This window comes from Ensifer sp. PDNC004 (genome assembly GCF_016919405.1).
GTDB lineage: Bacteria > Pseudomonadota > Alphaproteobacteria > Rhizobiales > Rhizobiaceae > Ensifer.
Genome location: NZ_CP070353.1, coordinates 3,344,214 through 3,369,351 on the forward strand (window position 1 = coordinate 3,344,214; position 25,138 = coordinate 3,369,351).

Consider the following 25,138-nt stretch of genomic DNA (forward strand, 5'->3'; position numbering starts at 1 on the left):
CATGCATGATGCTTGTATTCTTGCGCGGTTTAGACAAAATCGCGCACGAAACATGCAAAATTTCGTATTAGGATGCACGAATGGAGCAGCTTGACGGGTTCGATCTCAAGATCCTCAGCGAATTGCAGCGCGACGGGCATCTGACCAACAACGAATTGTCGGAACGCATCGCGCTTTCGCCGTCGCAATGCTCGCGCCGGCGCACCCGGCTTGAGGCGGAAGGCTACATCACCGGCTACCAGGCACAGATCGACCGGCAGAAGCTCGGCCTCGATCTGATGGTGGTGATCTCTGTCACACTCGCCACCCACAATCGCGACAATGCCAAGCGTTTCGGCAAGCTCATTTCAGGGCTGCCCGAGGTGCTGGAGGCCTATGCGCTCACCGGCGAGATGGACTACCACATGCGGGTGGTGACGCCCGATCTTGCGGGACTGTCGCGCTTCGTCAACGATGTGCTTCTGCCGCATGACAGCGTGCAGCATGTGAAGACGTCGATCGTGCTCGAAACCTTGAAGAGCTTCGAGGGCGTGCCGATCCCGGAGCGGATGAAGGGCTGAAACTCAGGCCGAGGGCGGAGGTTCGAACCTGCCGATGGCGCGTTCTACCGCTTCCAGGCCGATAGAGAGCGCCTGCATGCCGGCCGCACCGATCAGCATGTCGAGTTCCGCCTGATAGCGGGCGGCAAGTTCCGTCAGTTCGCCATAGGCCCGGATGCCCGTCTTCGTCAGTTCCAGGTGCTCGATGCGGCGGTCGTTCTCGTCTTCGCGCCGTGTCAGCCAGCGGCGCTTTTCGAGCAAGGCGACGGCGCGGCTGACCTTCGTCTTGTGCATGGCCGAGTGCGCGCCGACTTCGGTGGCGGTCATTGCGCGACCGGTGCTGCCGAGGGCTGCGAGCGTGCGCCATTCCGGGCGGGTGAGCTGGTAGCGCGCCTTGTACTGGGCGGCAAAGCGCAGCGCGACGAACTCGGCGGCGCGGTTCAGGCGATAGGGCAGGAAGGTATTGAGTTCGAAGCCATCGGCGGCCATCGCGCATCCTTGATAGTTACAAAATCGATAGTTACGATTGCAACTAATATGCCGAAGGCCACGCCTGCGTCCACCCTGGGAAACGGTCGTCGCCGCGGTATTTGGGATTGCGCCGGACCTTTTGAGGTCGCTTCGCGAAGCCGAAGCAGGGCGCCCAAGAGGAGGAGGATCGACGATGCTGGACAAGGCAGGAAAACAGGCCGAAGCACAGGTGAAGGCCAACGAAGCGCTCAACTATATGCCCGGCTTCGGCAATGATTTCGAGACCGAGAGCCTGCCCGGCGCGCTGCCGCAGGGTCAGAACAGCCCGCAGAAATGCGCCTATGGCCTCTATGCCGAGCAGCTTTCGGGCTCGCCCTTTACCGCGCCGCGCGGCACCAACGAGCGCTCGTGGCTCTATCGCATCCGCCCGAGCGTCCGCCACACCGGTCGCTTCAGCAGAATAGACTATCCGCACTGGAAGACGGCACCGCATGTCGCCGACCATTCCCTGGCGCTTGGCCAGTTGCGCTGGAATCCACTGCCGGAGCCGACGGAAAAGCTGAACTTCCTGCAGGGCATCCGCACGATGACGACGGCGGGCGATGCTCCGACGCATTCGGGCATGGCAGCGCATGCCTATGCCTTCAACGCCGACATGGTGGACGACTATTTCTTCAATGCCGACGGCGAGCTGCTGATTGTTCCGGAAATGGGCGCGATCCAGGTGTTCACCGAGCTCGGCAAGATGGACGTCGAACCCTCTGAGATCTGCATCGTGCCGCGCGGCACCATGTTCAAGGTGACGCGGCTTGGCGACGAGAAGGTCTGGCGCGGCTATATCTGCGAGAATTACGGTGCCAAGTTCACGCTGCCCGACCGCGGCCCCATCGGCGCCAATTGCCTCGCCAATCCGCGCGATTTCAAGACGCCGGTCGCCGCCTTCGAAGAGAAGGAGACGCCCTGCCGCGTGCATGTGAAGTGGTGCGGTGGCTTCCACGTGACCGAGATCGGCCACTCGCCGCTCGACGTCGTCGCCTGGCACGGCAATTACGCGCCCTACAAGTACGATCTGAAGACCTATTCGCCGGTTGGCGCTATCCTGTTTGACCATCCGGACCCGTCGATCTTCACCGTGCTGACGGCACCCTCGGGCGAAGAGGGCACGGCGAACATCGATTTCGTCATCTTCCCGCCGCGCTGGTTGGTAGCCGAGCACACCTTCCGTCCGCCCTGGTACCACCGCAACATCATGAGCGAATTCATGGGGCTGATCTACGGCCGCTACGACGCCAAGGAAGAGGGCTTCGTGCCCGGCGGCATGAGCCTGCACAACATGATGCTGGCGCATGGGCCCGATGCGTCGGGCTACGACAAGGCGACAAACAGTGAGTTGAAACCGGTGAAGCTCGACCATACGATGGCCTTCATGTTCGAGACCCGCTTCCCGCAGCAACTGACCCGCTACGCCGCCGAACTGGAGACGTTGCAGGACAACTACATCGACTGCTGGACGGATCTCAAGAAGCGGTTCAACGGGACGCCGGAAGGCGATTGGTCTTGAGTTCACGCCTGGTTTTGCTCGGCAGCAAGGGTGGTCCGGCGATCCGGCCGGGTGGCCCGTGGCCGACCTCGTCGCTGCTTGAAATCGGCGGCCGGACTGTTGTCGTCGATTGCGGCCTCGGCGTAACCCGAGGTTTGACCGATGCCGGTGTCACACTGAAGACGCTGGACCTGATCGTCATTACCCACCTGCATTCGGATCATGTGCTGGAACTTGGCCCGCTCATTCACACGGCCTGGACCGCTGGGTTATCACAGCCGGTGCGGGTCTTCGGACCTGCAGGTACCCAAGCCTATTGGCACGGTTTCCTGCAGTCGATGGCCTTCGACGTCGACATCCGCATCGTCGACGAAGGCCGGCCGGACCTGCGCGCGTTGGTCGAGGTCATCGAATTCTCCGAAGGCGAAATCTTCTCGGAGGAAGGCCTGACGCTTTCGGCGCTGCGCGTCGACCATCCGCCGGTGACCGACTGTTTTGCGCTCCGCTTCGACCATGCGGAAGGCTCGGTCGTATTTTCGTCCGATACCGCCTATTTCCCGCCGCTTGCCGATTTCGCCAAAGGGGCCGACATTCTCGTGCACGAGGCGATGCTTGCCGAAGGCGTCGACCGGTTGGTGGCGCGCACCGGCAATGGCGCGCGGCTGAAAGAGCATCTGCTGGCAAGCCACAGCTTCGCCGGAGAGGCGGCAGCGATCGCAACCGCCGCCGGCGTCGGGCGGCTGGTGCTGCATCATCTGATCCCGGCCGACGATCCGGAAATTACGGAAAACCACTGGACTACGGCGGCTCGCAAAAACTGGGCGGGCGCCTTGACGATCGCCGCCGACGGCCTTGTTGTGAAGATAGCGGACGATTCGTCCGTCTAAGCGCGGTTTCGTTCGAAATTGCGTGAACAATGAAAAGATTGAGAGGGAGGACTGCATGAAACTGGCGACACTCAAGGACAGTACGCGCGACGGAAAGCTCGTGGTCGTCTCTCGCGATCTCACCCGCTGCTCGGAAGTCGGGCACATCGCCCGCTCGTTGCAGGCAGCGCTCGACGATTGGGCGCATGCCGGTCCACGGCTTGCGCGTGTGGCTGAAGGGATCGAGACCGGCTCGCAGCCGACGATTCGCTTCCATGAACATGACGCGCTGTCGCCGTTGCCGCGCGCTTACCAATGGGCCGATGGCTCGGCCTACGTCAACCACGTCGAGTTGGTGCGCAAGGCCCGCAACGCCGAGATGCCGGCGAGCTTCTGGACCGATCCGCTGATGTACCAGGGCGGTTCCGACAGCTTCATCGCGCCGCGCGATCCGATCCCGCTTGCCGACGAGAGCTTCGGCGTCGACATGGAGGGCGAAGTCGCCGTCGTCGTCGACGACGTGCCGATGGGCGCCACCATCGACGAGGCTAGGTCGGCGATCCGTCTCGTCATGCTCGTCAACGACGTGTCGCTGCGCGGCCTCATCCCCGCCGAGCTTGCCAAGGGCTTCGGCTTCTTCCAGTCGAAACCGTCGTCGGCCTTCTCGCCGGTTGCCGTTTCGCCGGATGAGCTGGGTGACGCCTGGGATGGCGGCAAGCTGCATCTGCCGCTCAACGTCGATCTCAACGGCAAGCCCTTCGGCCGGGCGAATGCCGGCATCGACATGACCTTCGATTTCGCCCAACTGATCGCACATGCGGCCAAGACCCGGCCGCTTTTGGCCGGCACGATCATCGGCTCGGGCACAGTTTCCAACAAGCTCGACGGCGGGCCGGGCAAACCAGTTGCCGAAGGTGGCGCCGGTTATTCCTGCATCGCGGAAGTCCGGATGATCGAGACGATCGCCGGCGGCGCGCCGAAGACGCAGTTCCTCCGGGTCGGCGATGTCGTACGCATCGAGATGAAGGACAAGACCGGTCATTCGATCTTCGGCGCGATCGAGCAGACCGTCGAAGCCTACACCAAGGCCTGACCGCAGATAAGAAAATGGGCAGAGGCATGAGCGAGACCGTCCTTTACGATTACTGGCGTTCGTCGGCGAGCTATCGGGTGCGCATCGCGCTCAACAGCCTCGGCGAAAGCTATCGTTCGGTGCCGGTCGACCTGCTTGCCAAGGCGCACAAGGCGCCGGAGCATCTGGCCCGCAACCCGCAAGGGCTGGTGCCTGTGCTTGAGATCGATGGCGAGCGCTTCACGCAATCGCTCGCCATCATCGAGTACCTCGCCGAGACCCGGGCAACCTCCGGCTTCCTGCCGGAAGACGCCATCGGTCGTCAGCGGGTGCGCAGCCTGTCCTATGCGATCGCCATGGACATCCACCCTGTCTGCAATCTCAGCGTCGTGTCCCACGTCATGGCCAATGCCGACGATGGCGAGGCGGCGCGGCGGAACTGGATGCGCAAGTTCATCGGCGAGGGGCTTGCCGCTTTCGAGCGCTTGCTCGACCATCCCTCCGCGACCGGGCGCTTCTGCCATGGCGACAGTCCGACCATGGCGGATTTCTGCCTGGTGCCGCAGGTCTACAATGCCCGCCGATGGGACGTCGATCTTTCGGCCTGTCCGCGGCTCGTCGGGATCGACCAGAACTGCGCGGAGATCGAGGCTTTCGCCCGTGCGCACCCGGACCGCACGCCGCGCTGAGGCCATGCCGCTTGCCGCTTGATCCCTTCTCCTTCCACCTTCGGGCGAGCTTGCATGATGCGGCCGCCTCGTCTGGCCGGTTCCGTCAAGCGAATGTCGCGAATGGATCGACGGCGGCGAAAAGGCCGCGCTAGTTTTTGTGTGACTGGCCGTATAAGGGGGGCCGGAAAAACCTCTGGAGCGAGAGACCTACCGATGAAAAGCTATGTGCTGAACGTCAGCTGCAAGACCACCCGTGGCATCGTCGCCGCGATCACCGGCTATCTCGCCGAAAAAGGCTGTTACATCTCCGACAGTTCGCAGTTCGACGACCTCGAAACCGGCCTGTTCTTCATGCGTCTCAGCTTCATCAGCCAGGAAGGCGCTACGCTCGACGAGTTGAAGGCCGGCTTCGAAGCCGTGGTGAAGCGCTTCGACATGAACGCCGAGATCCGCGACAGCGAAGAGCGCATGAAGGTGCTGCTGATGGTGTCGCGTTTCGGCCATTGCCTTAACGACCTGCTTTATCGCTGGAAGATCGGCGCGCTGCCGATCGACATCGTCGGCGTCGTCTCCAACCACTTCGATTACCAGAAGGTGGTCGTCAACCACGACATTCCCTTCCACTGCATCAAGGTGACGAAGGAGAACAAGCCGAAGGCCGAGGCCCAGCTGCTGGAGCTCGTCGACCAGACCGGCGCCGAACTGATCGTGCTCGCCCGCTACATGCAGGTCCTGTCCGACGCGCTCTGCAAGAAGATGTCTGGCCGGATCATCAACATCCACCACTCCTTCCTGCCGTCGTTCAAGGGCGCCAACCCCTACAAGCAGGCCTATGAGCGTGGCGTGAAGCTGATTGGTGCGACGGCGCATTACGTCACCGCCGACCTCGACGAAGGCCCGATCATCGAGCAGGACATCGCCCGCATCACCCACGCCCAGAGCGCCGAGGACTATGTCTCGATCGGCCGCGACGTGGAAAGCCAGGTGCTCGCCCGCGCCGTGCACGCCCATATCCACAACCGCTGCTTCATCAACGGCAACCGCGTGGTGGTCTTCCCGCCGAGCCCGGGTTCCTACGCTTCCGAGCGCATGGGCTGAGGCGCGAGGGCGATCGCCTGCGAAAAACAGAAACGCCGCCGGTTCGACCGGCGGCGTTTTTCATTTGTTGGAGTTGGAGACGGCCGGAAGACCGCGCTAAGTTATTGCAACAGCTCCAGCCCGACCGCGGTTGCCTCACCGCCGCCGATGCAAAGCGAGGCAATGCCGCGCTTGACGCCTTTGGCGCGCATGGCGTGCAGGAGCGTCACGATGATGCGGGCGCCGGACGCGCCGATCGGATGGCCAAGTGCGCAGGCGCCGCCGTTGACGTTGACGATATCGTCCGACAGACCGAGGTCGCGGATCGCCGCCATCGCCACCACGGCGAAGGCCTCGTTGATTTCGTAGAGGCCGACGCTGCCCTTCTCCCAGGCAAGCTTGGCCATCAGCTTGTCGATCGCGCCGATCGGCGCGGTCGTGAACCAGGCCGGTTCCTGGGCGTGGCCCGCATGGCCCGCGACGATTGCAAGCGGCGTCAGTCCGCGCTTTTCCGCTTCGCTTGCGCGCATCAGGATCAGTGCGGCAGCGCCGTCCGAAATCGACGACGAATTGGCCGCCGTCACGCTGCCGCCGTCGCGGAAGGCGGGTTTCAGCTTCGGGATCTTGGCCGGATCGGATTTTGCCGGCTGCTCGTCGCGGTCGAGATTGGCGGTCTGGCGCTTGCCGGCGTCAGCGACCGCCACGATTTCATCGGCAAAGGAACCATCCTCAGTTGCCCGGTTGGCGCGCTCCAGCGAACGCAAAGCGAAGCCGTCCTGATCGGCACGCGAGAACTGGTAGTGCTCGGCCGTGTCCTCGGCATAGGTGCCCATCAGCCGGCCGGAATAGGCGTCTTCGAGACCGTCGAGGAACATGTGGTCCTTGACTTCGCCATGACCCAGGCGGAAGCCGCCGCGCGCCTTCGGCAGCAGATAGGGGGCGTTGGTCATCGACTCCATGCCGCCGACCGCAAGCACCGAGGCACTGCCGGAAAGGAGTGCGTCGTGGCCAAGCATCAGCGCCTTCATGCCGGAGCCGCAGACCTTGGAAATGGTCGTCGACGGCGTCTCCTTGCCGAGGCCCGCGCCAAGGGCTGCCTGACGCGCCGGGTTCTGGCCGATGCCGGCCGGCAGCACATTGCCCATCAGAACCTCGTCGACAGCATCAAGGCCGGCACGATCGAGTGCGGCTTTGAGCGCGATGGCGCCGATTTCGGGTGCGGTCAAATCCTTGAGGCTGCCCTGAAAGGCGCCCATTGGCGTGCGGGCCGCCGAAACGATGACGATCGGGTCAGTTCTGCTCATGTCTTTCTCCCATACGGAAAACGGCAATGGTTGGTGCAGGCGCTTGTCTCGCATTCCCTTCTCCCCGCGTGCGGGGAGAAGGTGGCCGGCAGGCTGGATGAGGGGCCATTTTACAACGCGAAGCGTCAGATATGCAGTGCGTGTCCCAGCGCCTTCAGCGCCGATTCCTGGAAGGCTTCGGACTGCGTCGGATGCGCATGGATCGTGCCAGCGATATCTTCGAGGCGCGCGCCCATTTCGATCGCCAGGCTGAAGCTTGCCGAGAGTTCCGAGACGCCGTGGCCGACCGCCTGGATGCCGAGCACCAGATGGTTGTCGGCGCGCGCGACGATGCGCACGAAACCGTCCTCGGCAAGCGTCGTCATGGCGCGGCCGTTCGCCTGGAAGGGGAACTGGCCAATCTTGATCTCGATGCCGCTCGCGCGTGCTTCGTCGGGCGAAAGGCCAGCGGTAACGATCTCGGGATCGGTGAAGCAGACGGCGGGGATGCAGCGCTTGTCCCAGCTGCGCTTGTGGCCGGCGACGATCTCCGCGACCATCTCGCCCTGCGCCATGGCGCGGTGCGCCAGCATCGGCTCGCCGGTGACATCGCCGATCGCATAGATGCCGCGCATGGAGGTGCGGCACTGGTCGTCGACGCGGATGAAGCGGCCGGTGCGGTCGAGGTCGATTTCTTCGAGGCCGAAGCCTTCGGTCACCGGCTGGCGACCGACGGTGACGAGCACCTTTTCGGCAGCGACATTGATGGCGCGGCCGTTGTGTTCGGCTTGCAGGCTGCCGGTCTCCGTGGAGTAGCTCTTGGCGACCGTCTGGGTGAAGACCTCGATCCCGAGTTCGCCAAGGCGCTTGCCGATCGGCTTCGTCAGATCGGCGTCATACAGCGGCAGGATGCGGGGCTGCGCTTCGAGCACGGTGACGTGGCTGCCGAGCTTGGCAAAGGCGGTGCCGAGTTCGAGGCCGATATAGCCGCCGCCGATGACAGCGAGGCTCTTCGGCACGCTCTTCAACGACAGGGCCTCGGTCGAGGAGATGATCGGCCCGCCGAAGGGCAGGTCCGGCAGCTCGATCGGTGCGGAGCCGGTGGCTATCACGATCGCTTCGGCGCGGATGCGCTGCAGCCCGGTTTCTGTCTCGACATCGACTGTCTTGCCATCGATGAAGCGGGCCGCGCCGACGACCGCCTTGACGCCGGCTTTCTTCAAAAGCCCGATGACGCCGCCGTTCAGCCGGCCGACGATACCGTCCTTCCAGGCGATGGTATGGGCGAGATCGATCGAGGGGTTGGCCAGCGACAGGCCGAGCGGGTTGCGGCCGGAAGCGGCCGCGCGCAGTTTGTGAAACTCTTCAGCCGCATGGATCAGGGCCTTGGAGGGGATGCAGCCGACATTCAGGCAGGTGCCGCCGGCCTTGGCCTTCTCGACGATGACGGTGTCGATGCCGAGCTGGCCGGCGCGGATGGCGCAGATATAGCCGCCGGGGCCGGCGCCGATGACGAGCAGCTTGCAGGAAATTTCCTTCATGATCGCCTCAAGCCTCCACGAAAATAAGCGCCGGCGTTTCGAGCAGGGTCTTCAGCCGCTGCATGAACACGGCCGCATCCCAGCCGTCAATGACGCGGTGATCGAAGCTCGAGGACAGGTTCATGATCTTGCGTGGCACGAATTGCGTGCCGTCCCAGACCGGGCGGACGGCGAGCTTGTTGACGCCGATGATCGCGACCTCCGGGTGGTTGATGACCGGCGTGGTGACGATGCCGCCGAGTGCGCCGAGCGAAGAGATCGTGATCGTCGATCCCGTCAGCTCGTCGCGGGTGGCGGTGCCGGTGCGGGCCGCTTCCGCCAGGCGATTGAGTTCGTTGGCGCAATCCCAGATGCCGCGCGCTTCGGCATGGCGCACGACCGGAACGGTGAGGCCGGCCGGCGTCTGGGTGGCGATGCCGATGTTTACGGCGTGATGGCGGCTGATGATGCCGGGGCCGTCGTCGAACGTGGCGTTGACGGCCGGCTGCTCGGAGATAGTGCGCACCAGCGCGCGCATCAGATAGGGCAGGATCGTCAGCTTCGGCTGCTCCGGCTTGCGATCGCGGTTCATCGTCGTTCGCAGATCCTCGAGCGCAGTCATGTCGACCTCTTCCACATAGGTGATGTGGGGAATGCGCGAGGTCGAAAGCGACATTTTCTCGGCGATGCGGCGGCGAAGGCCGGTCACCTTGATTTCATCGACGGCGGTCTTGCGCTGCAGGCCGGCCGGCGCCAGCGCCGGCTGGGCGCCGCGGGCGATGAACTGGTCGAGGTCGTCGTGGGTGATGCGGCCGGCAGGACCGGTGCCCGTCACCTGGCGCAGGTCGACGCCACTTTCCTTGGCGCGCAGGCGCACGGCGGGTGACGCCAGCGCTTTCTCCTGCCGTTCACCGGGGGCATGTGCGCCGTTGGCTTGGACGCCATTTGCAACCGGTGCCTTGACCTCCACCTTGGCGGGCTGGGCCGGCTTGGCGAGCGGGGTGGGCGCCTCGACCTTTGCCGCGGGCTCTTCTTCCGCCTTGGCGGCCGGCTTTTCTTCCGCGGGAGCAGCCGTTCCGCCCTCGCCTGCGATCTCGATGCGGACAAGCGGCGCCTTCACCGCGACGGTGTCGCCCACCTCGGCGCCGAGCCAGAGCACCGTGCCGGTAACGGGCGAGGGGATTTCGACGGTTGCCTTGTCGGTCATCACCGCGGCGAGCACCATGTCCTCGCGCACGGGGTCACCCGGCTTCACATGCCATTCGACGAGTTCCGCCTCGGCCACGCCTTCGCCGACATCCGGCATCTTGATTACGAATTCGCCCATCTCAGGCCTCCATCACTTCGACGAGCGCGCGTCCGACGCGCGCGGGGCCGGGGAAATAGTCCCATTCCTGGGCGTGCGGGTAGGGTGTGTCCCAGCCGGCGACGCGCACGACGGGCGCTTCGAGATGGTAGAAGCAATGCTCCTGGACGAGGGCCGCCACTTCGCCGCCGAAGCCGGAGGTCAGCGTTGCCTCGTGCACGACGACGCAGCGCCCGGTCTTTTCCACCGACTTGACGATCGTATCGAGGTCGAGCGGCAGCAGGCTGCGCAAATCGATCACCTCGGCGTCGATGCCGGTTTCCTCGGCAGCGGCCAGCGCCACATGCACCATGGTGCCATAGGCAACGACGGTGACGGCCGAACCCTCTCGGCGGACTTCCGCCTTGCCGATCGGGACGGTGTAGTGGCCTTCCGGCACCTCGCCGAGATCGTGCTTCGACCACGGAATGACCGGCCGGTCATGGTGGCCGTCGAAGGGACCGTTATAGAGCCGCTTCGGCTCGAGGAACATCACTGGATCCGGATCTTCGATCGAAGCGATCAGCAGGCCCTTGGCGTCATAGGGATTGGAGGGAACGACGACTTTCAGGCCGCAAACATGGGTGAACAGCGCTTCCGGGCTCTGGCTGTGCGTCTGGCCGCCGAAGATGCCGCCGCCCGTCGGCATGCGCAGCACGATCGGGCAGGTGAAGTCGCCGTTGGAGCGGTAGCGGATGCGGGCCGCTTCCTGGGTGATCTGGTCGTAAGCCGGGTACATGTAGTCGGCGAACTGGATCTCGACGCAGGGCTTCAGGCCGTAGGCGGCCATGCCGATTGCCGTGCCGACGATGCCGCTTTCGCTGATCGGCGCGTCGAAACAGCGTGTCTTGCCGTATTTCGCCTGGAGGCCTTGCGTGCAGCGGAAGACGCCGCCGAAATAGCCGACGTCCTCGCCGAAGACGACGACATTGTCATCGCGCTCCATGGACACGTCCATGGCGCTGCGCACGGCTTCGATCATTGTCATTCTGGCCATATCAGTATCCTGCCTTCTGCCGCTGGCGGCGAATGTGCGGCGGCATTTCGGCATAGACGCCCTCGAAGATATCGCGCACCGAGGGCTTGCCGCCGGCGTGCAGCGTGCCGTGGCCCTCGGCCTGTTTCTGCGCTTGGATCACTTCGTCGAGGATCTCGGCTTCCGCCTGGGTGTGGCGTTCTTCCGACCAAGCGCCGCGCAGGATCAGGTGCTTCTTCAATCTCAAAACCGGATCGCCGAGCGGCCAGGCCTCGGATTCCGTCTTCGGCCGATAGGCGCTCGGATCGTCGGAGGTCGAATGGGCGCCGACGCGGTAGGTCACGTATTCGATCAGCGTCGGGCCGAGGTTGCGACGGGCGCGCTCGGCCGCCCACTTGGCGACGGCGTAGACGGCGAGATAGTCGTTGCCGTCGACGCGAAGCGCCGGGATGCCGAAGCCGAGACCGCGGGCGGCAAAGGTGCCGGAGCCGCCGCGGGCAATGCCTTGGAAGGTGGAGATCGCCCACTGATTGTTGACGATGTTGAGAATGACCGGCGCCTTGTAGGTGGAGGCAAAGACGAGCGCCGAATGGAAGTCCGATTCCGCCGTGGAGCCGTCGCCGATCCAGGCGGCAGCGATCTTGGTGTCGCGCTTGATGGCCGACGCCATCGCCCAGCCGACCGCTTGGACATATTGCGTGGCGAGGTTGCCGGAGATGGTGAAGAAGCCATGCTCCTTGGAGGAATACATGATCGGCAGCTGTCGGCCGCGCAACGGGTCGCTCTCGTTCGAGAAGATCTGGTTCATCATCTCGACCATCGGGTAGCCGTCGGCGATCAGAAGACCGGCCTGTCGATAGGTCGGGAAGTTCATGTCGCCCTTCACCAGCGCTTTGCGGAAGGCGCAGCTGACGGCCTCTTCGCCCAGATGCTGCATGTAGAAGGAGGTCTTGCCCTGGCGCTGCGCCATGACCATGCGCGCGTCGAAGGCGCGTAGCAGCATCATGTGCCTGAGGCCTGCGAGCAGCTCCTCGTCGGAGAGAAGCCCGGCCCAGGGACCGACCGCTTCGCCATCGCGGTTCAAGACGCGGATGATCGAATAGGCGAGGTCGCGCATTTCTTCCGGCGCGATGTCCACCTCCGGGCGCGGCACGGAGCCGGCCTTCGGGATCTTGACGTTGGAGAAATCCGGCTGGCCACCGGGCCGAACGGCGGGTTCGGGGACATGCAGGCTAAGTCGATTGAGATCGCTCATGCGGTTTCCGGCCTCCTCCGGAGTGCGCAGTGCACCAGTCAAGAGCGGTTCCAGTCGAACCGCTCCTCTTTTCTGTTCTCACGCATTTCCGGACGCAGGGGCGCTAGGGCCCTTGCTGGAAATGCTCTGGGTCGGGACAACGATGGGCCTGAGGTGTACGAGGACGTGCAATGTGACCGGCAAGGCTCCTCCGCCTAAGGTCTGCACAGACTCCTCCTAAAAGCCCCCGCTCTCCCAACGGGAATGCTCACAGACTGCCACGAGTTCCGGGGCTTATGAAGGTCTTTCCGTGTCGCGGGGCAGGGGCAGGCGAAGAAAGATAGAATCCTGCCGGGAGTGCGCCCACGCGTTGTGTCGGACATCTTCCCGTCGGCCATTGCCGGTAATTTTCTTTCGCGGCTATCCGCCGGCGACGGCGGTCAGACCGGCGGGGCGATGGTGATCGGCGTTCCATCGAGGAAGCGCGAGAGCCGGAACGGCGTCGGATCGACGATCGGTTCTGCGCCGGTCACGAGGTCTGCGACGAGGTGGCCGGCGCCGGGGCCAATGCCGAAACCGTGGCCGGAAAAGCCCGTTGCGATCATGAGGCCCGGAACGGTCTCGGCGGGCGAGATGACGGGCACGGCATCGGGCGTCACGTCGATCAGGCCGGCCCAGATCTGCTGCACCTTGGTTTCGCGCAGCAAGGGCAAGGCCTTGGCGGCCGCATCGAGCGCATGCAGGGCGCGGCGCGAATCCGGATTGGGATCGAGCACGCGGTGACGCTCGAAGGCGCCGGGCCGGTCGAGGGGCACGGTGCCGATCTCGAATAGCTCGTTCCAGCTCTGGGCGCTCAGGCCCACCTGCACGGCATCGCCCTCCGCTTTTCGTGCCGGCTGGAAATCGCGGAAGAAGGCAAAGCTGTCGGGCACGATCGCGTGCAGATTGGCGGCGCCATCGGCAATCGTGTAGCCGCCGTCGAGGCGCTTGCGATAGGCATAGGTCGCGGTTGCACCAGCCCCCTCCGGACCGCCCGAGACCGGGCCGGTTCTCAACACCGTGTTGCGAACTTTCAGCTGCGGCAATCTTATGCCGAGGCCTTTGAGGAACAGCCTCGACCAGGCGCCACCGGCGACGATGATGGTCGACGTCTCGATGCGGCCCCTCTCGGTCACGACGGCGGAAATCCGCCCGGCAGCCTTCTCGACGCCGCGCACGGCGCAGCCTGTAAGAACTTTGGCACCGGCGCGGCGGGCGCCAGCGACGATGGCAGGCACGGCCTTTTGCGGTTCGGCCCGGCCGTCGCTCGGCGTGAAGAGCCCGCCTGGGTAGCGGATCGCTGTACCCGGCATCATCGCTTCTGTCGTGTCGGAGCCGAGTTGTACGCTATCGACACCGTAGGGCCTTGCCATGGCAAGCCAGGCGTCTCGGTTGGCGACGTCGCGCTCGTTCTCGGAGATGTAAAGAATGCCGCTGCGGCGAAAGCCGGTCTCGCCGCAGACGCGGGCGTCGAGCGTGTCCCAGATCTTCAGCGCCTCGATCGCCAGCGGGATTTCGCGCTCGTCGCGGCCCATGACCCGCACCCAGCCCCAGTTGCGGCTCGATTGCTCGGCTCCGGGCATACCCTTCTCACAGAGCACGACATCGATGCCGCGCTCGGCGAGGAAGAGCGCGGTGCAGACGCCGATGATGCCGCCGCCGACGATGACGACGTCGGCCTTGGCGGGCAAGGTGGTGTCTGTGGCGATGAGATCGAGTGTGGGGCCAGGCATGGGGGCACTTTCGGGCAGGGAAGTATCGCAGTCATCGGTGCATGCCGCCGCCGCGAGATCAAGACCTGCAATCTGGCTAAGGATCGAAAGCGCGTGGTTTGCCGGCTCACTTTGTTTGGGAAAGCCGGTTCGCCTTGCCACCGGGCGGACTTCCGGTTTCCGCCTGGAGCTTCTATGCTTGCCCGCATGAGTGAACGCCGCCCCGATCTTCGCCCCGTCCTGCGCATCGATTTTCCGCCCGCCGATCGGCTCGGCCGCGGCAAGATCCTGTTGCTCGAACTGATCCGCGAGACCGGCTCCATCTCCGCTGCCGGGCGGGCGATGGACATGTCGTACCGCCGCGCCTGGCTGCTGGTCGATGCCTTGAACCGGATGTTCCGCGAGCCTTCGGTTGAATCGCAGCGAGGCGGCAAGCAGGGTGGCGGGGCGGCGCTGACGGCGTTCGGCGAAGAGCTCATCCGTCGCTACCGCGAAATGGAAGAGAAGGCGCAGGCGGTGATTGCCGATGATCTCGCCTGGCTCGAAAGTGTTCGGAGCAGCGATACACCACCGTCCGATACGGCACCTGTTGTTTCCCAAAAAGCCTAGGACGTCCTTGGTGCGTTCCCATGAACGCACCACGCTCTAGTGATCGATCGCCACCGACTTGATGACGGCATAGACGGTCTTGCCGGGAACAAGCTGCAGCACGTCCCGCGAAAAGCGGGTGATGCGGGCGGCAATGGTCGCATCACCGCAAGTCACCCGGACATCCACGCTGCCATCGTCCTCCGATGTCAGCGTCAGTATGCGCCCTTCGAGTACATTGAGCGCGCTGATCTCCACTGGTCTCGACGTCGCCAGCATGACGTCGCGGGCGGCGATGTGCAGGCGGAGCCTGCCTCCGGGCGTGGCGCTGACACCGGCGATGCGCAGCCGTTCCCGTCCGACGCGCACCGTCGTCAGTTCGTGAGCCGGATCGGTTCCCTCGACCTCGCCCTCCAAGAGGACGCCGGCCTCGCGCCGGCCGGTGGCAAGCGTGGCGGCGGGTGTGCTCAACACTTCGGCCGCTGCACCGGACGCGGTCACCCGGCCGTTTTCGAGCACCACGACGCGCCGTGCCAGCCGGGAGACTTCGCTGATGGAGTGGCTGACATAGACGATCGGGATACCGGCGTCGTCGCGCAGCCGCTCGAGATAGGGCAGGATCTCGGCCTTGCGCGCCTCGTCGAGGGCGGCGAGCGGTTCGTCCATCAGCAGCAGCCGCGGTGCCGCAAGCAGGGCCCGGCCGATCGCCACGCGCTGCCTTTCGCCGCCGGATAGAGCCGACGGGCTGCGATCGAGCAGATGGCCGATGCCGAGCATCTCGACGGTGCGGGTTAAGTCTCCGCCCGAGCCGCCGTTGCCCGCAAACCAGCGGCCATAGGCGAGGTTGCGGCGCACGCTCAAGTGCGGGAAGAGCCGCGCCTCCTGGAAGACATAGCCGAAGCGGCGGCGGTGCACCGGCGTGAAGATCCTCTTCTCGCTGTCGGCGATGACGTCGCCGTTAAGCAGCACGCGGCCGCTTTCCGGCTTCAAGAGCCCGGCGATGATGTTGATCAGCGAGGTCTTGCCAGAGCCGGACCGGCCGAACAATGCGGTCACGCCGCCATCCGAAGTAAAGGCGGCATCGAGCGCGAAATTACCGAGCTGGTGGCGGGCTTCGACGGTGAGGCTCATTGGGCCGCCACCCGGCGCGCGGCAAAGGTCGCCAGCAGTTCGGAGAAGATCAGCGCGGCCATGGAAATGATGACGGAAATGATCGTCAGCCGCATGGCGCCGGCGTCGCCGCCCGGCACCTGGGTGAAGGTATAGATCGCAGCCGAGAGCGTCTGCGTTTCGCCGGGAATGTTGGAGACGAAGGTGATCGTTGCGCCGAATTCGCCCATCGCCTTGGCAAAGGCGATGATCATGCCGGCGATGATGCCGGGGATGATCAGCGGCAGGGTGACGGTGGCGAAGACCCAGAGCGGGCTCGCCCCGAGCGTCGTGGCCGCGTCCTCGAGCTTGCGGTCGACCGCCTCGATCGACAGGCGGATGCTGCGCACCATCAGCGGAAAGGCCATGACGGCGCAGGCGAGCGCCGCGCCGGTCCAGCGGAAGGAAAAGACCAGGCCGAAATAATCGGCGAAGAAGGCGCCGAGCGGGCCACGGCGACCGAAGAGCAGAAGCAGCAGGAAGCCGGTGACGACGGGCGGCAGGATCAGCGGCAGATGGACAAGGCCGTTCAGCAGCGTCTTGCCCCAGAAGCGTCCGCGGGCAAGCAGCATGGCGACAGCGAGGGCGAAAGGCAGGCTACCGATCATCGCGACGGTTGCGACGCGCAGGCTCAAGAGGATCGCCGTCCACTCCGCTTCGCTCACTGCAAGCCAGTCCAACAGATGTCGCTCCCCGATGCCAGGCCGGTCAGACTTAGCTGTACGCTTCAGGCCGCCGCTGCCTCTCAAACACGATAACGTCGCCCGCGTTTGGGCGCGGGCGACGTGTCACGATAGATGCTTCGCCTGCCTCTGGACAGCCGAGATCCGACGCGATTTCAGGTCGGTTACTTCAGGACCGTGAAGCCCTGCTTTTCGAAGAGTTCTGCAGCCTTGGCCGACTTGACGAAGTCGACATAGGCGGCGGCATCGGGGCTCTTGCTCTCGGCCGTGATGGCGATCGGGTAGATGATCGGCGGATGGCTGTCTTCCGGGAAGGTGCCGACGACCTTGACGCCCGGATCTGCTGCGGCGTCGGTCTGGTAGACGATGCCGTAGGGTGCCTCACCGCGCGAGACGAGCAGGAGGGCGGCACGCACGCTTTCGGCGCCGGCGACCTTCGGCTCTACGGCCTCCCAGGCGTCGAGCTTTTCGAGTGCTGCCTTGCCGTACTTGCCGGCCGGAACGGAATCGACCGCACCCATGGCCAGGCGGCCGTCACCGAGGATGCCAGCGAGATCGAAGCCCTGCTTGATCTCGACCGGGCCAGCATCCTTTTTGCCGGACACGAGCACGATGCGGTTGCCGAGCAGGTTTGCGCGGGTGTCGTCCTTGATCAGCTTCTTTTCAGTGAGATAGTCCATCCAGGCGAGGTCGGCAGAGATGAAGACGTCGGCGGGCGCGCCCTGTTCCACCTGCTTGGCAAGCGCGGAGCTTGCCGCGTAGGAAACGGTCGTTTCCTTGCCGCTTTCCTTCTGCCACTCGGCATTGATCGCATCGAGCGCGTTCTTCAGGCTCGCAGCCGCAAAGACCGTCACCTTCTCTTCGGCCTGCGCGGACGCCGGCAGAACGATTGCGCCGACCCAGGCGAGGCCGAGCGTCAGCGCCAGGCCCTTCAGCCAGTCTCTTCTCTTGATCATCGATTTCCCTCCAACGATGCGTGATATCTCTAAGGATACAACGATATCGCCTCCTGATTACCGTTGTATCTGTTGAAATACAATGCTCCTCAAAAGGGCTAGCGCAATACCCCTGTGCCTGCGGCCGGCAGGCAAAACCCGTGCAGCATTCCCGCGGCAGGCGCGATTGGGCTTGCGGTGATGTCCGAGCGGCCTAAATTGCGGCCTCGATCCTCTGACATGGAGCGGACGCGCGATGGAAACGGCAGTAAAGCTTGAAGAAAGCTGGAGGGAAGCCTTGGCACCGGAATTTGCCAGCGGCTACATGGCTGACCTCAAGCAGTTCCTGGTGGTCCAGAAGAACGAGGGCCGGCAGATTTTTCCTCGGGGACCTGAGTATTTTCGCGCGCTCGATCTGACGCCGCTCGACAAGGTGCGGGTCGTCATCCTCGGCCAGGATCCCTATCACGGCGATGGCCAGGCGCATGGGCTCTGCTTCAGTGTGCGCCCCGGCGTTCGGACGCCGCCGTCGCTCGTCAACATCTACAAGGAGCTGAACACCGATCTCGGCATTCCGCCGGCGCGGCATGGTTTCCTCGAAAGCTGGGCGAAACAGGGCGTGCTGCTTTTGAACAGCGTGCTGACGGTGGAGCGCGGCAATGCGGCGTCACACCAGGGACGCGGCTGGGAAAAGTTCACGGATGCGATCATCCGCGCGGTCAACGAGGCCGAGCATCCCGTCGTCTTCATGCTCTGGGGCTCCTATGCGCAGAAGAAGGCGGCCTTCGTCGACCGCTCACGCCATCTGGTCTTGAGGGCGCCGCATCCGTCGCCGCTTTCGGCGCATTCCGGCTTTCTCGGCTGCCGGCATTTTTCCCAGGCCAACGCCTTCCTTGAAAGCAAGGGCTACGATCCGATCGACTGGCGGCTGCCCGAGAATCCGGCTGCGGACATCAACTGACGGCTTGGCGTGATTGACGGCTTCGTCGTCGCCCTGAGGTCTTGCCTTGGCGGCGGAGATCCGCCTAAGACGCCCGAACGAAATGGCGGAGGCGGGCATGCGCAAAATTCTGATCATAGGCATCGGTTCGGGCAATCCCGAACACATGACCGTGCAGGCCATCAATGCGCTCAACCGCGCCGACGTGCTTTTCATTCCGACCAAGGGCGCCAAGAAAACCGAGCTTGCCGACGTGCGTCGCGACATCTGCGCCCGCTACGTCACGCGCAAGGACGGCCGCACCGTCGAGTTCGCGGTGCCGGTGCGGCGCACCGAGGGCGTCAGCTATGACGGCAGCGTCGACGACTGGCACGCGCAGATCGCCGCGATCTATGAAGGGCTTCTTTCGAAGGAGTTGGGCAACGAGGGAATTGGCGCGTTTCTCGTCTGGGGTGACCCGATGCTCTATGACAGCACCATTCGCATCGTCGAGCGGGTCAAGGCACGCGGTCAGGTCGCCTTCGATTATGACGTCATTCCCGGGATCACCAGCCTGCAGGCGCTCTGCGCCAGCCACCGCATTCCGCTGAACCTGGTCGGCAAGCCGGTGGAGATCACCACCGGGCGCCGGCTGCACGAGAGTTTTCCGCAAAAGAGCCAGACCTCCGTCGTCATGCTCGACGGCGAACAGGCGTTCCAGCGGATCGACGATCCGGACGCTGAGATCTTCTGGGGCGCCTATCTCGGCACGCCGGATGAGATCGTGATTTCCGGCCGCGTGGCTGCGGTGAAGGACCGAATCCTTGAAACGCGGGCGGCGGCGCGCGCGAAGATGGGATGGATCATGGACATCTATCTCCTGCGCAAGGGCGCCGACTTCGACGAGTGACGGCAAGTACTGATCCGCGTCGTGTTTGATCTCACTCAAGGTTTGCGGCTGTGTTATAGCGTCTTAAGAGGTTTCTTCAGGGAGGAGAGCCTCACGTGATGACGGATTTGATGACCAGCTGCGCCCTTCCATCGACCGGAGATGCCGGTACTGTCGCGTCGATGCGCCGCGGTGCCTGCCCTTCCTTGGCAGAGCCGATGCAGACCGGCGACGGCCTGCTCGTCAGGTTGAGGCCGACGGACGACAGTCTGACGCTGCCGAAGATCATTGCACTTGCCGCTGCTGCCGAGCGCCTCGGCAACGGCATCATCGAGATCACCGCGCGCGGAAACCTGCAGCTTCGCGGCCTGAGCGCGGCGTCCGTGCCGATGCTGGCGCAGGCGATCGGCGATGCGGAGATCGCCATCACCGAGGGGCTCGCGATCGAAGTGCCGCCTCTCGCCGGCATCGACCCGGACGAGATCGCCGACCCCCGGCCGATTGCCAGCGAGCTTCGCGAAGCGCTTCGCGCGCGCCAGGTGCCGTTGAAGCTTGCACCCAAATTATCCGTCGTCATCGATAGTGGCGGCCGCTTCGGTCTTGGCGCCGTGGTTGCGGACATTCGCCTTCAGGCGGTTTCGACTGCCGGGCGCGCGACCTGGGTTCTGTCGCTTGGCGGCACGGCGGCGAAGGCATCGATCGTCGGGACGTTTACCGGCGACGCAGTCGTGCCGGCCCTGGTCACCATTCTCGAGAAACTGGCGAGCCTGGGCGCGGCGGCGCGCGGGCGCGATCTGGACCCGGCGGACATCCGCGCGCTCTGTCGCTGTGAGGCATCGAGCGAACGCCCGGCCGTTCCGCGTTCGGCTGCCATACCCGGCATTCACGCCCTAGGTAGCGCCGACACCGTTCTTGGTCTCGGTCTGGCCTTTGCTCAAGTGGAGGCTGCCGCGCTGGCATCCTACCTCCTTCAGGTCCAGGAACTTGGTGCGCGCGCGATCCGGCTTGCGCCGGGGCACGCCTTCTTCGTGCTCGGCCTTCGCCCTGAGACGGCGGCGATGGCGCAGGGCCTGGCGGTGGCACACGGTTTTCGCATTGCCGAAGAGGATCCCCGCAACGCGATCGCCACCTGCGCCGGCAGCAAGGGCTGTGCGTCCGGCCGGATGGAGACCAAGGGCATGGCTGAGCGCCTCGTCGAGGCGGCGCCGGAGTTGCTCGACGGGTCACTGACCGTGCATCTCTCCGGCTGCGCCAAGGGCTGCGCCCGGCCGAAGCCGTCCGAACTGACGTTCGTCGGTGCGCCATCAGGATACGGGCTTGTCGTAAATGGGGCTGCCAATGGCTTGCCAAGCGCCTACACCGATGAGAATGGAATGGGATCCGCACTTGCCCGGCTCGGCTGGCTGGTGCGGCAAAACAAAGACGCTGGCGAATCGGCGCAGTCCTGTCTTACACGGCTCGGAGCTGCGCGCGTCTCGGCAGCGTTCGAACAGGGATAGACATGCCTGAGTATGATTACATTCGCGATGGCAACGCCATCTACGAGCGTTCCTTCGCTATCATTCGCGCCGAGGCCGATCTTTCGCGCTTCTCCGAAGAGGAAGCGGATCTGGCGGTGCGCATGGTGCATGCCTGCGGCTCCGTCGAGGCGACCAGGCAGTTCGTGTTTTCTCCCGATTTCGTAAGCTCCGCCCGTACGGCGTTGAAGGCCGGTGCGCCGATCCTCTGCGATGCCGAGATGGTTGCGCATGGTGTGACCCGCGCACGTCTTCCGGCCGGTAACGAGGTGATCTGCACGCTGCGCGATCCGCGCACGCCCGAGATCGCCGCCGAGATCGGCAACACGCGCTCCGCCGCAGCCCTGAAGCTCTGGAGCGAGCGTCTGGCCGGTTCGGTGGTCGCGATCGGCAACGCACCGACGGCGCTGTTCTTCCTGCTCGAAATGCTGCGTGATGGCGCGCCGAAGCCGGCGGCAATCCTCGGCATGCCCGTCGGTTTCGTCGGTGCTGCGGAATCGAAGGATGCGCTGGCGGAAAATTCTTATGGCGTTCCCTTTGCGATCGTGCGCGGCCGCCTCGGTGGCAGCGCCATGACAGCGGCCGCGCTCAACTCGCTCGCGAGGCCGGGCCTGTGAGCGGCGGCGGTGTGGGACGCCTGATCGGCGTTGGAACCGGCCCCGGCGACCCGGAGCTTCTGACGGTCAAGGCGGTCAAAGCGCTCGGGCAGGCCGATGTGCTTGCCTATTTCGCCAAGGCCGGGCGCAGCGGCAACGGTCGCGCCGTGGTCGAGGGACTGCTGAAGCCGGATCTCGTGGAATTGCCGCTCTACTATCCTGTGACGACCGAGATCGACAAGGACGACGGCGCCTACAAGAGCCAGATTACCGATTTCTACAATGCGTCGGCCGAAGCCGTGGCGGCGCATCTTGCCGCCGGTCGTACGGTCGCCGTGCTCAGCGAAGGCGATCCGCTGTTTTACGGTTCCTACATGCATCTGCATGTGCGGCTCGCCAACCGTTTCCCGGTCGAGGTGATCCCCGGCATTACCGCCATGTCCGGCTGCTGGTCGCTTGCCGGCCTGCCGCTGGTGCAGGGCGATGATGTTCTCTCCGTGCTTCCCGGCACGATGGCCGAAGCCGAGCTTGGCCGCAGGCTGAAGGATACCGAAGCGGCCGTGATCATGAAGGTGGGGCGCAACCTGCCGAAGATCCGCCGCGCGCTTGCCGCCTCCGGCCGCCTCGCTCAGGCCGTCTATGTCGAGCGCGGCACGATGAAGAACGCGGCGATGACGGCGCTCGCCGAGAAGGCTAATGACGATGCGCCCTATTTCTCGCTGGTGCTCGTTCCCGGCTGGAAGGACCGGCCATGACCGGCACGCTCTATGTGGTCGGCACCGGACCGGGCAGCGCCAAGCAGATGACGCCGGAAACGGCGGAGGCCGTTGCCGCCGCTCAGGAATTCTACGGCTACTTTCCCTATCTCGACCGGCTGAACCTCAGACCTGATCAGGTCTGCGTCGCCTCCGACAACCGCGAGGAACTCGACCGGGCGCAGGTCGCGCTGGCGCGGGCTGCGGCAGGCGTGAAGGTCTGCATGGTCTCCGGCGGCGATCCGGGCGTCTTTGCCATGGCCGCCGCCGTCTGTGAGGCGATCGACAAGGGCCCAGAGGAATGGAAGTCGGTCGAACTGGTAATCACGCCTGGCGTCACCGCGATGCTTGCCGTTGCCGCTCGTATCGGGGCGCCGCTCGGCCATGATTTCTGCGCGATCTCGCTTTCCGACAATCTGAAGCCCTGGGAAGTCATCACAAGGCGGCTCCGGCTGGCGGCGGAAGCGGGCTTCGTCATCGCGCTCTACAATCCGATCAGCAAGGCGCGGCCGTGGCAACTGGGCGAAGCCTTCGAGCTTCTGCGCGGCGTCTTGCCGGCAACGGTTCCGGTGATCTTCGGCCGCGCGGCCGGGCGGCCGGACGAGCGGATTGCGGTGATGCCGCTCGGCGAGGCCGATGCCAACCGCGCCGACATGGCGACCTGCGTCATCATCGGTTCGCCCGAGACGCGTACCGTCGAGCGCGACGGCCAGCCGGATCTCGTCTACACGCCGCGCTTCTATGCAGGGGCGAGCCAGTGAGCGATGCGGTCGAGCGCCTCGTCGCAATTGCCCACCGTCGGCACGTCCGCGGGCTTGCGCCGCTCGACCATGATCACCTCGATGCCAAGCCGGCGCGCAGCGGCGATCTTGCCGTAGGTGGCGCTGCCGCCGCTGTTCTTGGCGACGATCACGTCGATCTGCCGGCTCTTGAGCAGCTCGGCTTCGTCGGCTTCCTTGAAGGGACCGGTTGCAAGAATCGCCTCCTGGTCCGGAAGATCGAGCGGCGGCGTGACCGGATCGACGCTGCGGATGACGTAGCTGTGCTGAGGCGCGACTTCGAAATGGAACGCCTCCTGCCGGCCGATGGCAAGGAACACGCGGCGCCTTCGATCGCCAAGCGCACTGACCGCCTCGACAACGCTATCGACCAGGGTCCAGCGGTCGCTGGGCAGGGGCAACCATTCCGGTCGGCGAAGGGCGAGCAGCGGCACGCCAATTCTTTGCACCGCCTCGGCGGCATTGTGCGAAATGCGCGCGGCAAAGGGGTGCGTCGCATCGACCAGCAACGCGATCTTTTCGTCGCGCAGGAAATGCGCCAGTCCTTCGGCGCCGCCGAAGCCGCCGATGCGGGTCCTCACCGGCTGCGGCCGTGGGTCGGTCGTGCGGCCGGCGAGCGAGATGGCGGTCTCAAAGCGGGCATCTTCGGCCAGCCGGCGTGCGAGCTCGCGTGCCTCGGTGGTGCCACCCAATATCAGAATACGAGGTTTTTCCATGGCTGACGTGTCGAACAGCGAACCCGCCATCGTCTCCCCCTGGCTGACCGTCATCGGTATCGGTGAGGATGGTGTAGCGGGTCTCGGCGACGAGGCCAAGCGGCTGATCGCCGAGGCGCCGGTTGTCTACGGCGGCCACCGCCATCTGGAACTTGCGGCCTCCCTCATCACCGGCGAAGCGCACAATTGGCAAAGCCCGCTGGAGCGCTCGGTCGTCGAGATCGTCGCGCGCCGCGGCAGCCCGGTGGTGGTGCTCGCCTCGGGTGACCCGTTCTTCTTCGGCGTCGGCGTGACCCTGGCGCGCCGGATCGCGTCGGCCGAAATCCGCACGCTTCCGGCGCCGTCCTCGATCAGCCTTGCCGCCTCGCGCCTCGGCTGGGCGCTGCAGGACGCGACGCTTGTTTCCGTGCATGGACGCCCGCTCGATCTGGTGCGGCCGCACCTGCATCCCGGTGCCAAGGTGTTGACGCTGACGTCGGACGGTGCGGGTCCGAGGGACCTGGCCGAACTGCTGGTTTCAAGCGGCTTCGGTCAGTCGCGGCTGACGGTGCTGGAAGCACTTGGTGGCGCCGGCGAACGGGTGACGACGCAGATTGCCTCGCGCTTCATGCTCGGCCTCGTGCATCCTTTGAACGTTTGCGCCATCGAAGTGACGGCTGACGAGGGCGCGCGCGTGCTGCCGCTCGCCGCCGGCCGCGACGACGCGCTATTCGAACATGACGGGCAGATCACCAAGCGGGAGGTGCGGGCGCTGACGCTCTCGGCTCTTGCGCCGCGCAAGGGCGAACTGCTCTGGGATATCGGCGGCGGCTCCGGCTCGATCGGCATCGAATGGATGCTGGCCGACCCGACCATGCAGGCGATCACCATCGAGGTGGAACCGGAGCGGGCAGCGCGCATCGGCCGCAACGCGACGATGTTTGGCGTGCCCGGGCTGACCGTCGTCGAAGGCGAGGCGCCGGCGGCGCTTGCCGGCTTGCCGCAGCCGGACGCGATCTTCATCGGTGGCGGTGGCAGCGAAGACGGCGTGATGGAAGCGGCGATCGACGCGCTCAAGTCAGGCGGACGGCTGGTTGCCAATGCGGTAACGACGGATATGGAGGCGGTTCTGCTTGAACATCACGCGCGGCTCGGCGGTTCGTTGATCCGCATCGATATCGCGCGGGCAGGACCGATCGGTGCAATGACCGGCTGGAAGCCGGCCATGCCGGTCACCCAGTGGTCGTGGACGAAGGGCTAAAGCCCAGAAAAAGTATGACGCGGTCGC

At 64.9% G+C, this 25,138-nt stretch carries 25 protein-coding genes; 14 read left to right on the forward strand and 11 right to left on the reverse strand.

Annotated elements, in window-relative coordinates; genetic code table 11:
- Positions 1 to 80: 80 nt before the first annotated feature.
- Positions 81 to 560: an Lrp/AsnC family transcriptional regulator gene (locus tag JVX98_RS24375; RefSeq protein WP_034787199.1), complete on the forward strand. Its 480-nt coding sequence runs from the start codon at positions 81 to 83 to the stop codon at positions 558 to 560.
- 3 nt (positions 561 to 563) lie between these two features.
- Here JVX98_RS24375 and JVX98_RS24380 read toward each other — a convergent pair whose 3' ends face one another.
- Complete coding sequence (locus JVX98_RS24380; RefSeq protein ID WP_205237649.1) at positions 564 to 1,028, reverse strand: MarR family winged helix-turn-helix transcriptional regulator; 465 nt, start codon at positions 1,026 to 1,028, stop codon at positions 564 to 566.
- A 175-nt stretch (positions 1,029 to 1,203) separates the two neighbouring features.
- Between JVX98_RS24380 and hmgA the strand changes: the two genes are divergently transcribed.
- From hmgA to purU, 5 genes are all read left to right on the forward strand, one after another.
- Entirely contained in the window at positions 1,204 to 2,571 is a 1,368-nt protein-coding gene (hmgA, locus tag JVX98_RS24385; protein WP_205237651.1) for a homogentisate 1,2-dioxygenase, read from the forward strand.
- Complete coding sequence (locus tag JVX98_RS24390) at positions 2,568 to 3,437, forward strand: MBL fold metallo-hydrolase (RefSeq protein WP_205237653.1); 870 nt, start codon at positions 2,568 to 2,570, stop codon at positions 3,435 to 3,437. Before hmgA ends, JVX98_RS24390 begins: the two co-directional genes overlap by 4 nt.
- Before the next feature lie 55 nt (positions 3,438 to 3,492).
- Positions 3,493 to 4,509 carry a fumarylacetoacetate hydrolase family protein gene (locus tag JVX98_RS24395; protein ID WP_205237654.1) on the forward strand — a complete coding sequence of 339 codons (1,017 nt, stop codon included), beginning with the start codon at positions 3,493 to 3,495 and terminating at the stop codon, positions 4,507 to 4,509.
- Between the two features lie 26 nt (positions 4,510 to 4,535).
- A complete protein-coding gene (gene maiA / locus JVX98_RS24400) occupies positions 4,536 to 5,177 on the forward strand; it encodes a maleylacetoacetate isomerase (RefSeq protein ID WP_371826532.1) in 642 nt (213 codons plus the stop codon).
- A gap of 195 nt (positions 5,178 to 5,372) precedes the next feature.
- Positions 5,373 to 6,257 (forward strand): formyltetrahydrofolate deformylase, encoded by an 885-nt coding sequence (purU, locus tag JVX98_RS24405; RefSeq protein WP_043618564.1) that lies wholly within the window; start codon positions 5,373 to 5,375, stop codon positions 6,255 to 6,257.
- A gap of 101 nt (positions 6,258 to 6,358) precedes the next feature.
- Here the strand turns inward: purU and JVX98_RS24410 are convergent, their stop codons facing one another.
- The 6 genes from JVX98_RS24410 to JVX98_RS24435 all read right to left on the reverse strand — a co-directional run bounded on the left by JVX98_RS24410 (position 6,359) and on the right by JVX98_RS24435 (position 14,366).
- Entirely contained in the window at positions 6,359 to 7,540 is a 1,182-nt protein-coding gene (locus JVX98_RS24410) for an acetyl-CoA C-acyltransferase (RefSeq protein WP_205237658.1), read from the reverse strand.
- A 125-nt stretch (positions 7,541 to 7,665) separates the two neighbouring features.
- Entirely contained in the window at positions 7,666 to 9,060 is a 1,395-nt protein-coding gene (lpdA, locus tag JVX98_RS24415; protein WP_205237659.1) for a dihydrolipoyl dehydrogenase, read from the reverse strand.
- A gap of 7 nt (positions 9,061 to 9,067) precedes the next feature.
- Entirely contained in the window at positions 9,068 to 10,366 is a 1,299-nt protein-coding gene (locus JVX98_RS24420) for a dihydrolipoamide acetyltransferase family protein (protein ID WP_205237660.1), read from the reverse strand.
- A gap of 1 nt (position 10,367) precedes the next feature.
- Positions 10,368 to 11,381, reverse strand: coding sequence for an alpha-ketoacid dehydrogenase subunit beta (locus JVX98_RS24425; protein WP_034787163.1), 1,014 nt, complete (start codon positions 11,379 to 11,381; stop codon positions 10,368 to 10,370).
- Position 11,382: 1 nt separating this feature from the next.
- Complete coding sequence (locus tag JVX98_RS24430) at positions 11,383 to 12,615, reverse strand: 3-methyl-2-oxobutanoate dehydrogenase (2-methylpropanoyl-transferring) subunit alpha (RefSeq protein WP_192450846.1); 1,233 nt, start codon at positions 12,613 to 12,615, stop codon at positions 11,383 to 11,385.
- A 419-nt stretch (positions 12,616 to 13,034) separates the two neighbouring features.
- Positions 13,035 to 14,366 carry an FAD-binding oxidoreductase gene (locus tag JVX98_RS24435; RefSeq protein WP_205237662.1) on the reverse strand — a complete coding sequence of 444 codons (1,332 nt, stop codon included), beginning with the start codon at positions 14,364 to 14,366 and terminating at the stop codon, positions 13,035 to 13,037.
- 186 nt (positions 14,367 to 14,552) lie between these two features.
- Between JVX98_RS24435 and JVX98_RS24440 the strand changes: the two genes are divergently transcribed.
- Complete coding sequence (locus tag JVX98_RS24440; RefSeq protein ID WP_192450895.1) at positions 14,553 to 14,954, forward strand: winged helix-turn-helix domain-containing protein; 402 nt, start codon at positions 14,553 to 14,555, stop codon at positions 14,952 to 14,954.
- Between the two features lie 36 nt (positions 14,955 to 14,990).
- Here the strand turns inward: JVX98_RS24440 and modC are convergent, their stop codons facing one another.
- From modC to modA, 3 genes are all read right to left on the reverse strand, one after another.
- Positions 14,991 to 16,064: a molybdenum ABC transporter ATP-binding protein gene (gene modC, locus JVX98_RS24445; protein WP_205237664.1), complete on the reverse strand. Its 1,074-nt coding sequence runs from the start codon at positions 16,062 to 16,064 to the stop codon at positions 14,991 to 14,993.
- Positions 16,061 to 16,762, reverse strand: coding sequence for a molybdate ABC transporter permease subunit (gene modB, locus JVX98_RS24450; protein ID WP_205237666.1), 702 nt, complete (start codon positions 16,760 to 16,762; stop codon positions 16,061 to 16,063). The genes modC and modB overlap by 4 nt, the downstream gene beginning before the upstream one ends.
- A gap of 167 nt (positions 16,763 to 16,929) precedes the next feature.
- Complete coding sequence (gene modA, locus JVX98_RS24455) at positions 16,930 to 17,721, reverse strand: molybdate ABC transporter substrate-binding protein (protein WP_205237668.1); 792 nt, start codon at positions 17,719 to 17,721, stop codon at positions 16,930 to 16,932.
- A gap of 235 nt (positions 17,722 to 17,956) precedes the next feature.
- On the opposite strand from modA, the gene ung reads away from it, so the two are divergent.
- The 6 genes from ung (at position 17,957) to JVX98_RS24485 (ending at position 23,137) form a co-directional block, all read left to right on the forward strand.
- Positions 17,957 to 18,661 carry a uracil-DNA glycosylase gene (gene ung, locus JVX98_RS24460; protein ID WP_205237670.1) on the forward strand — a complete coding sequence of 235 codons (705 nt, stop codon included), beginning with the start codon at positions 17,957 to 17,959 and terminating at the stop codon, positions 18,659 to 18,661.
- Between the two features lie 97 nt (positions 18,662 to 18,758).
- Positions 18,759 to 19,529 (forward strand): precorrin-6A synthase (deacetylating), encoded by a 771-nt coding sequence (gene cobF / locus JVX98_RS24465; RefSeq protein WP_205237672.1) that lies wholly within the window; start codon positions 18,759 to 18,761, stop codon positions 19,527 to 19,529.
- A gap of 110 nt (positions 19,530 to 19,639) precedes the next feature.
- A complete protein-coding gene (cobG, locus tag JVX98_RS24470) occupies positions 19,640 to 21,007 on the forward strand; it encodes a precorrin-3B synthase (RefSeq protein ID WP_205239517.1) in 1,368 nt (455 codons plus the stop codon).
- A 2-nt stretch (positions 21,008 to 21,009) separates the two neighbouring features.
- Positions 21,010 to 21,642 carry a precorrin-8X methylmutase gene (locus JVX98_RS24475; RefSeq protein ID WP_192450839.1) on the forward strand — a complete coding sequence of 211 codons (633 nt, stop codon included), beginning with the start codon at positions 21,010 to 21,012 and terminating at the stop codon, positions 21,640 to 21,642.
- Positions 21,639 to 22,376: a precorrin-2 C(20)-methyltransferase gene (locus JVX98_RS24480; RefSeq protein WP_205237674.1), complete on the forward strand. Its 738-nt coding sequence runs from the start codon at positions 21,639 to 21,641 to the stop codon at positions 22,374 to 22,376. Before JVX98_RS24475 ends, JVX98_RS24480 begins: the two co-directional genes overlap by 4 nt.
- Positions 22,373 to 23,137: a precorrin-3B C(17)-methyltransferase gene (locus JVX98_RS24485; protein ID WP_205237676.1), complete on the forward strand. Its 765-nt coding sequence runs from the start codon at positions 22,373 to 22,375 to the stop codon at positions 23,135 to 23,137. The genes JVX98_RS24480 and JVX98_RS24485 overlap by 4 nt, the downstream gene beginning before the upstream one ends.
- Here the strand turns inward: JVX98_RS24485 and JVX98_RS24490 are convergent.
- Positions 23,116 to 23,901 carry a cobalt-precorrin-6A reductase gene (locus tag JVX98_RS24490; RefSeq protein ID WP_205237678.1) on the reverse strand — a complete coding sequence of 262 codons (786 nt, stop codon included), beginning with the start codon at positions 23,899 to 23,901 and terminating at the stop codon, positions 23,116 to 23,118. The genes JVX98_RS24485 and JVX98_RS24490 overlap by 22 nt on opposite strands.
- On the opposite strand from JVX98_RS24490, the gene cbiE reads away from it, so the two are divergent.
- Positions 23,870 to 25,111 (forward strand): precorrin-6y C5,15-methyltransferase (decarboxylating) subunit CbiE, encoded by a 1,242-nt coding sequence (gene cbiE, locus JVX98_RS24495; RefSeq protein ID WP_192450835.1) that lies wholly within the window; start codon positions 23,870 to 23,872, stop codon positions 25,109 to 25,111. The genes JVX98_RS24490 and cbiE overlap by 32 nt on opposite strands.
- The last annotated feature ends 27 nt before the right edge of the window (positions 25,112 to 25,138 follow it).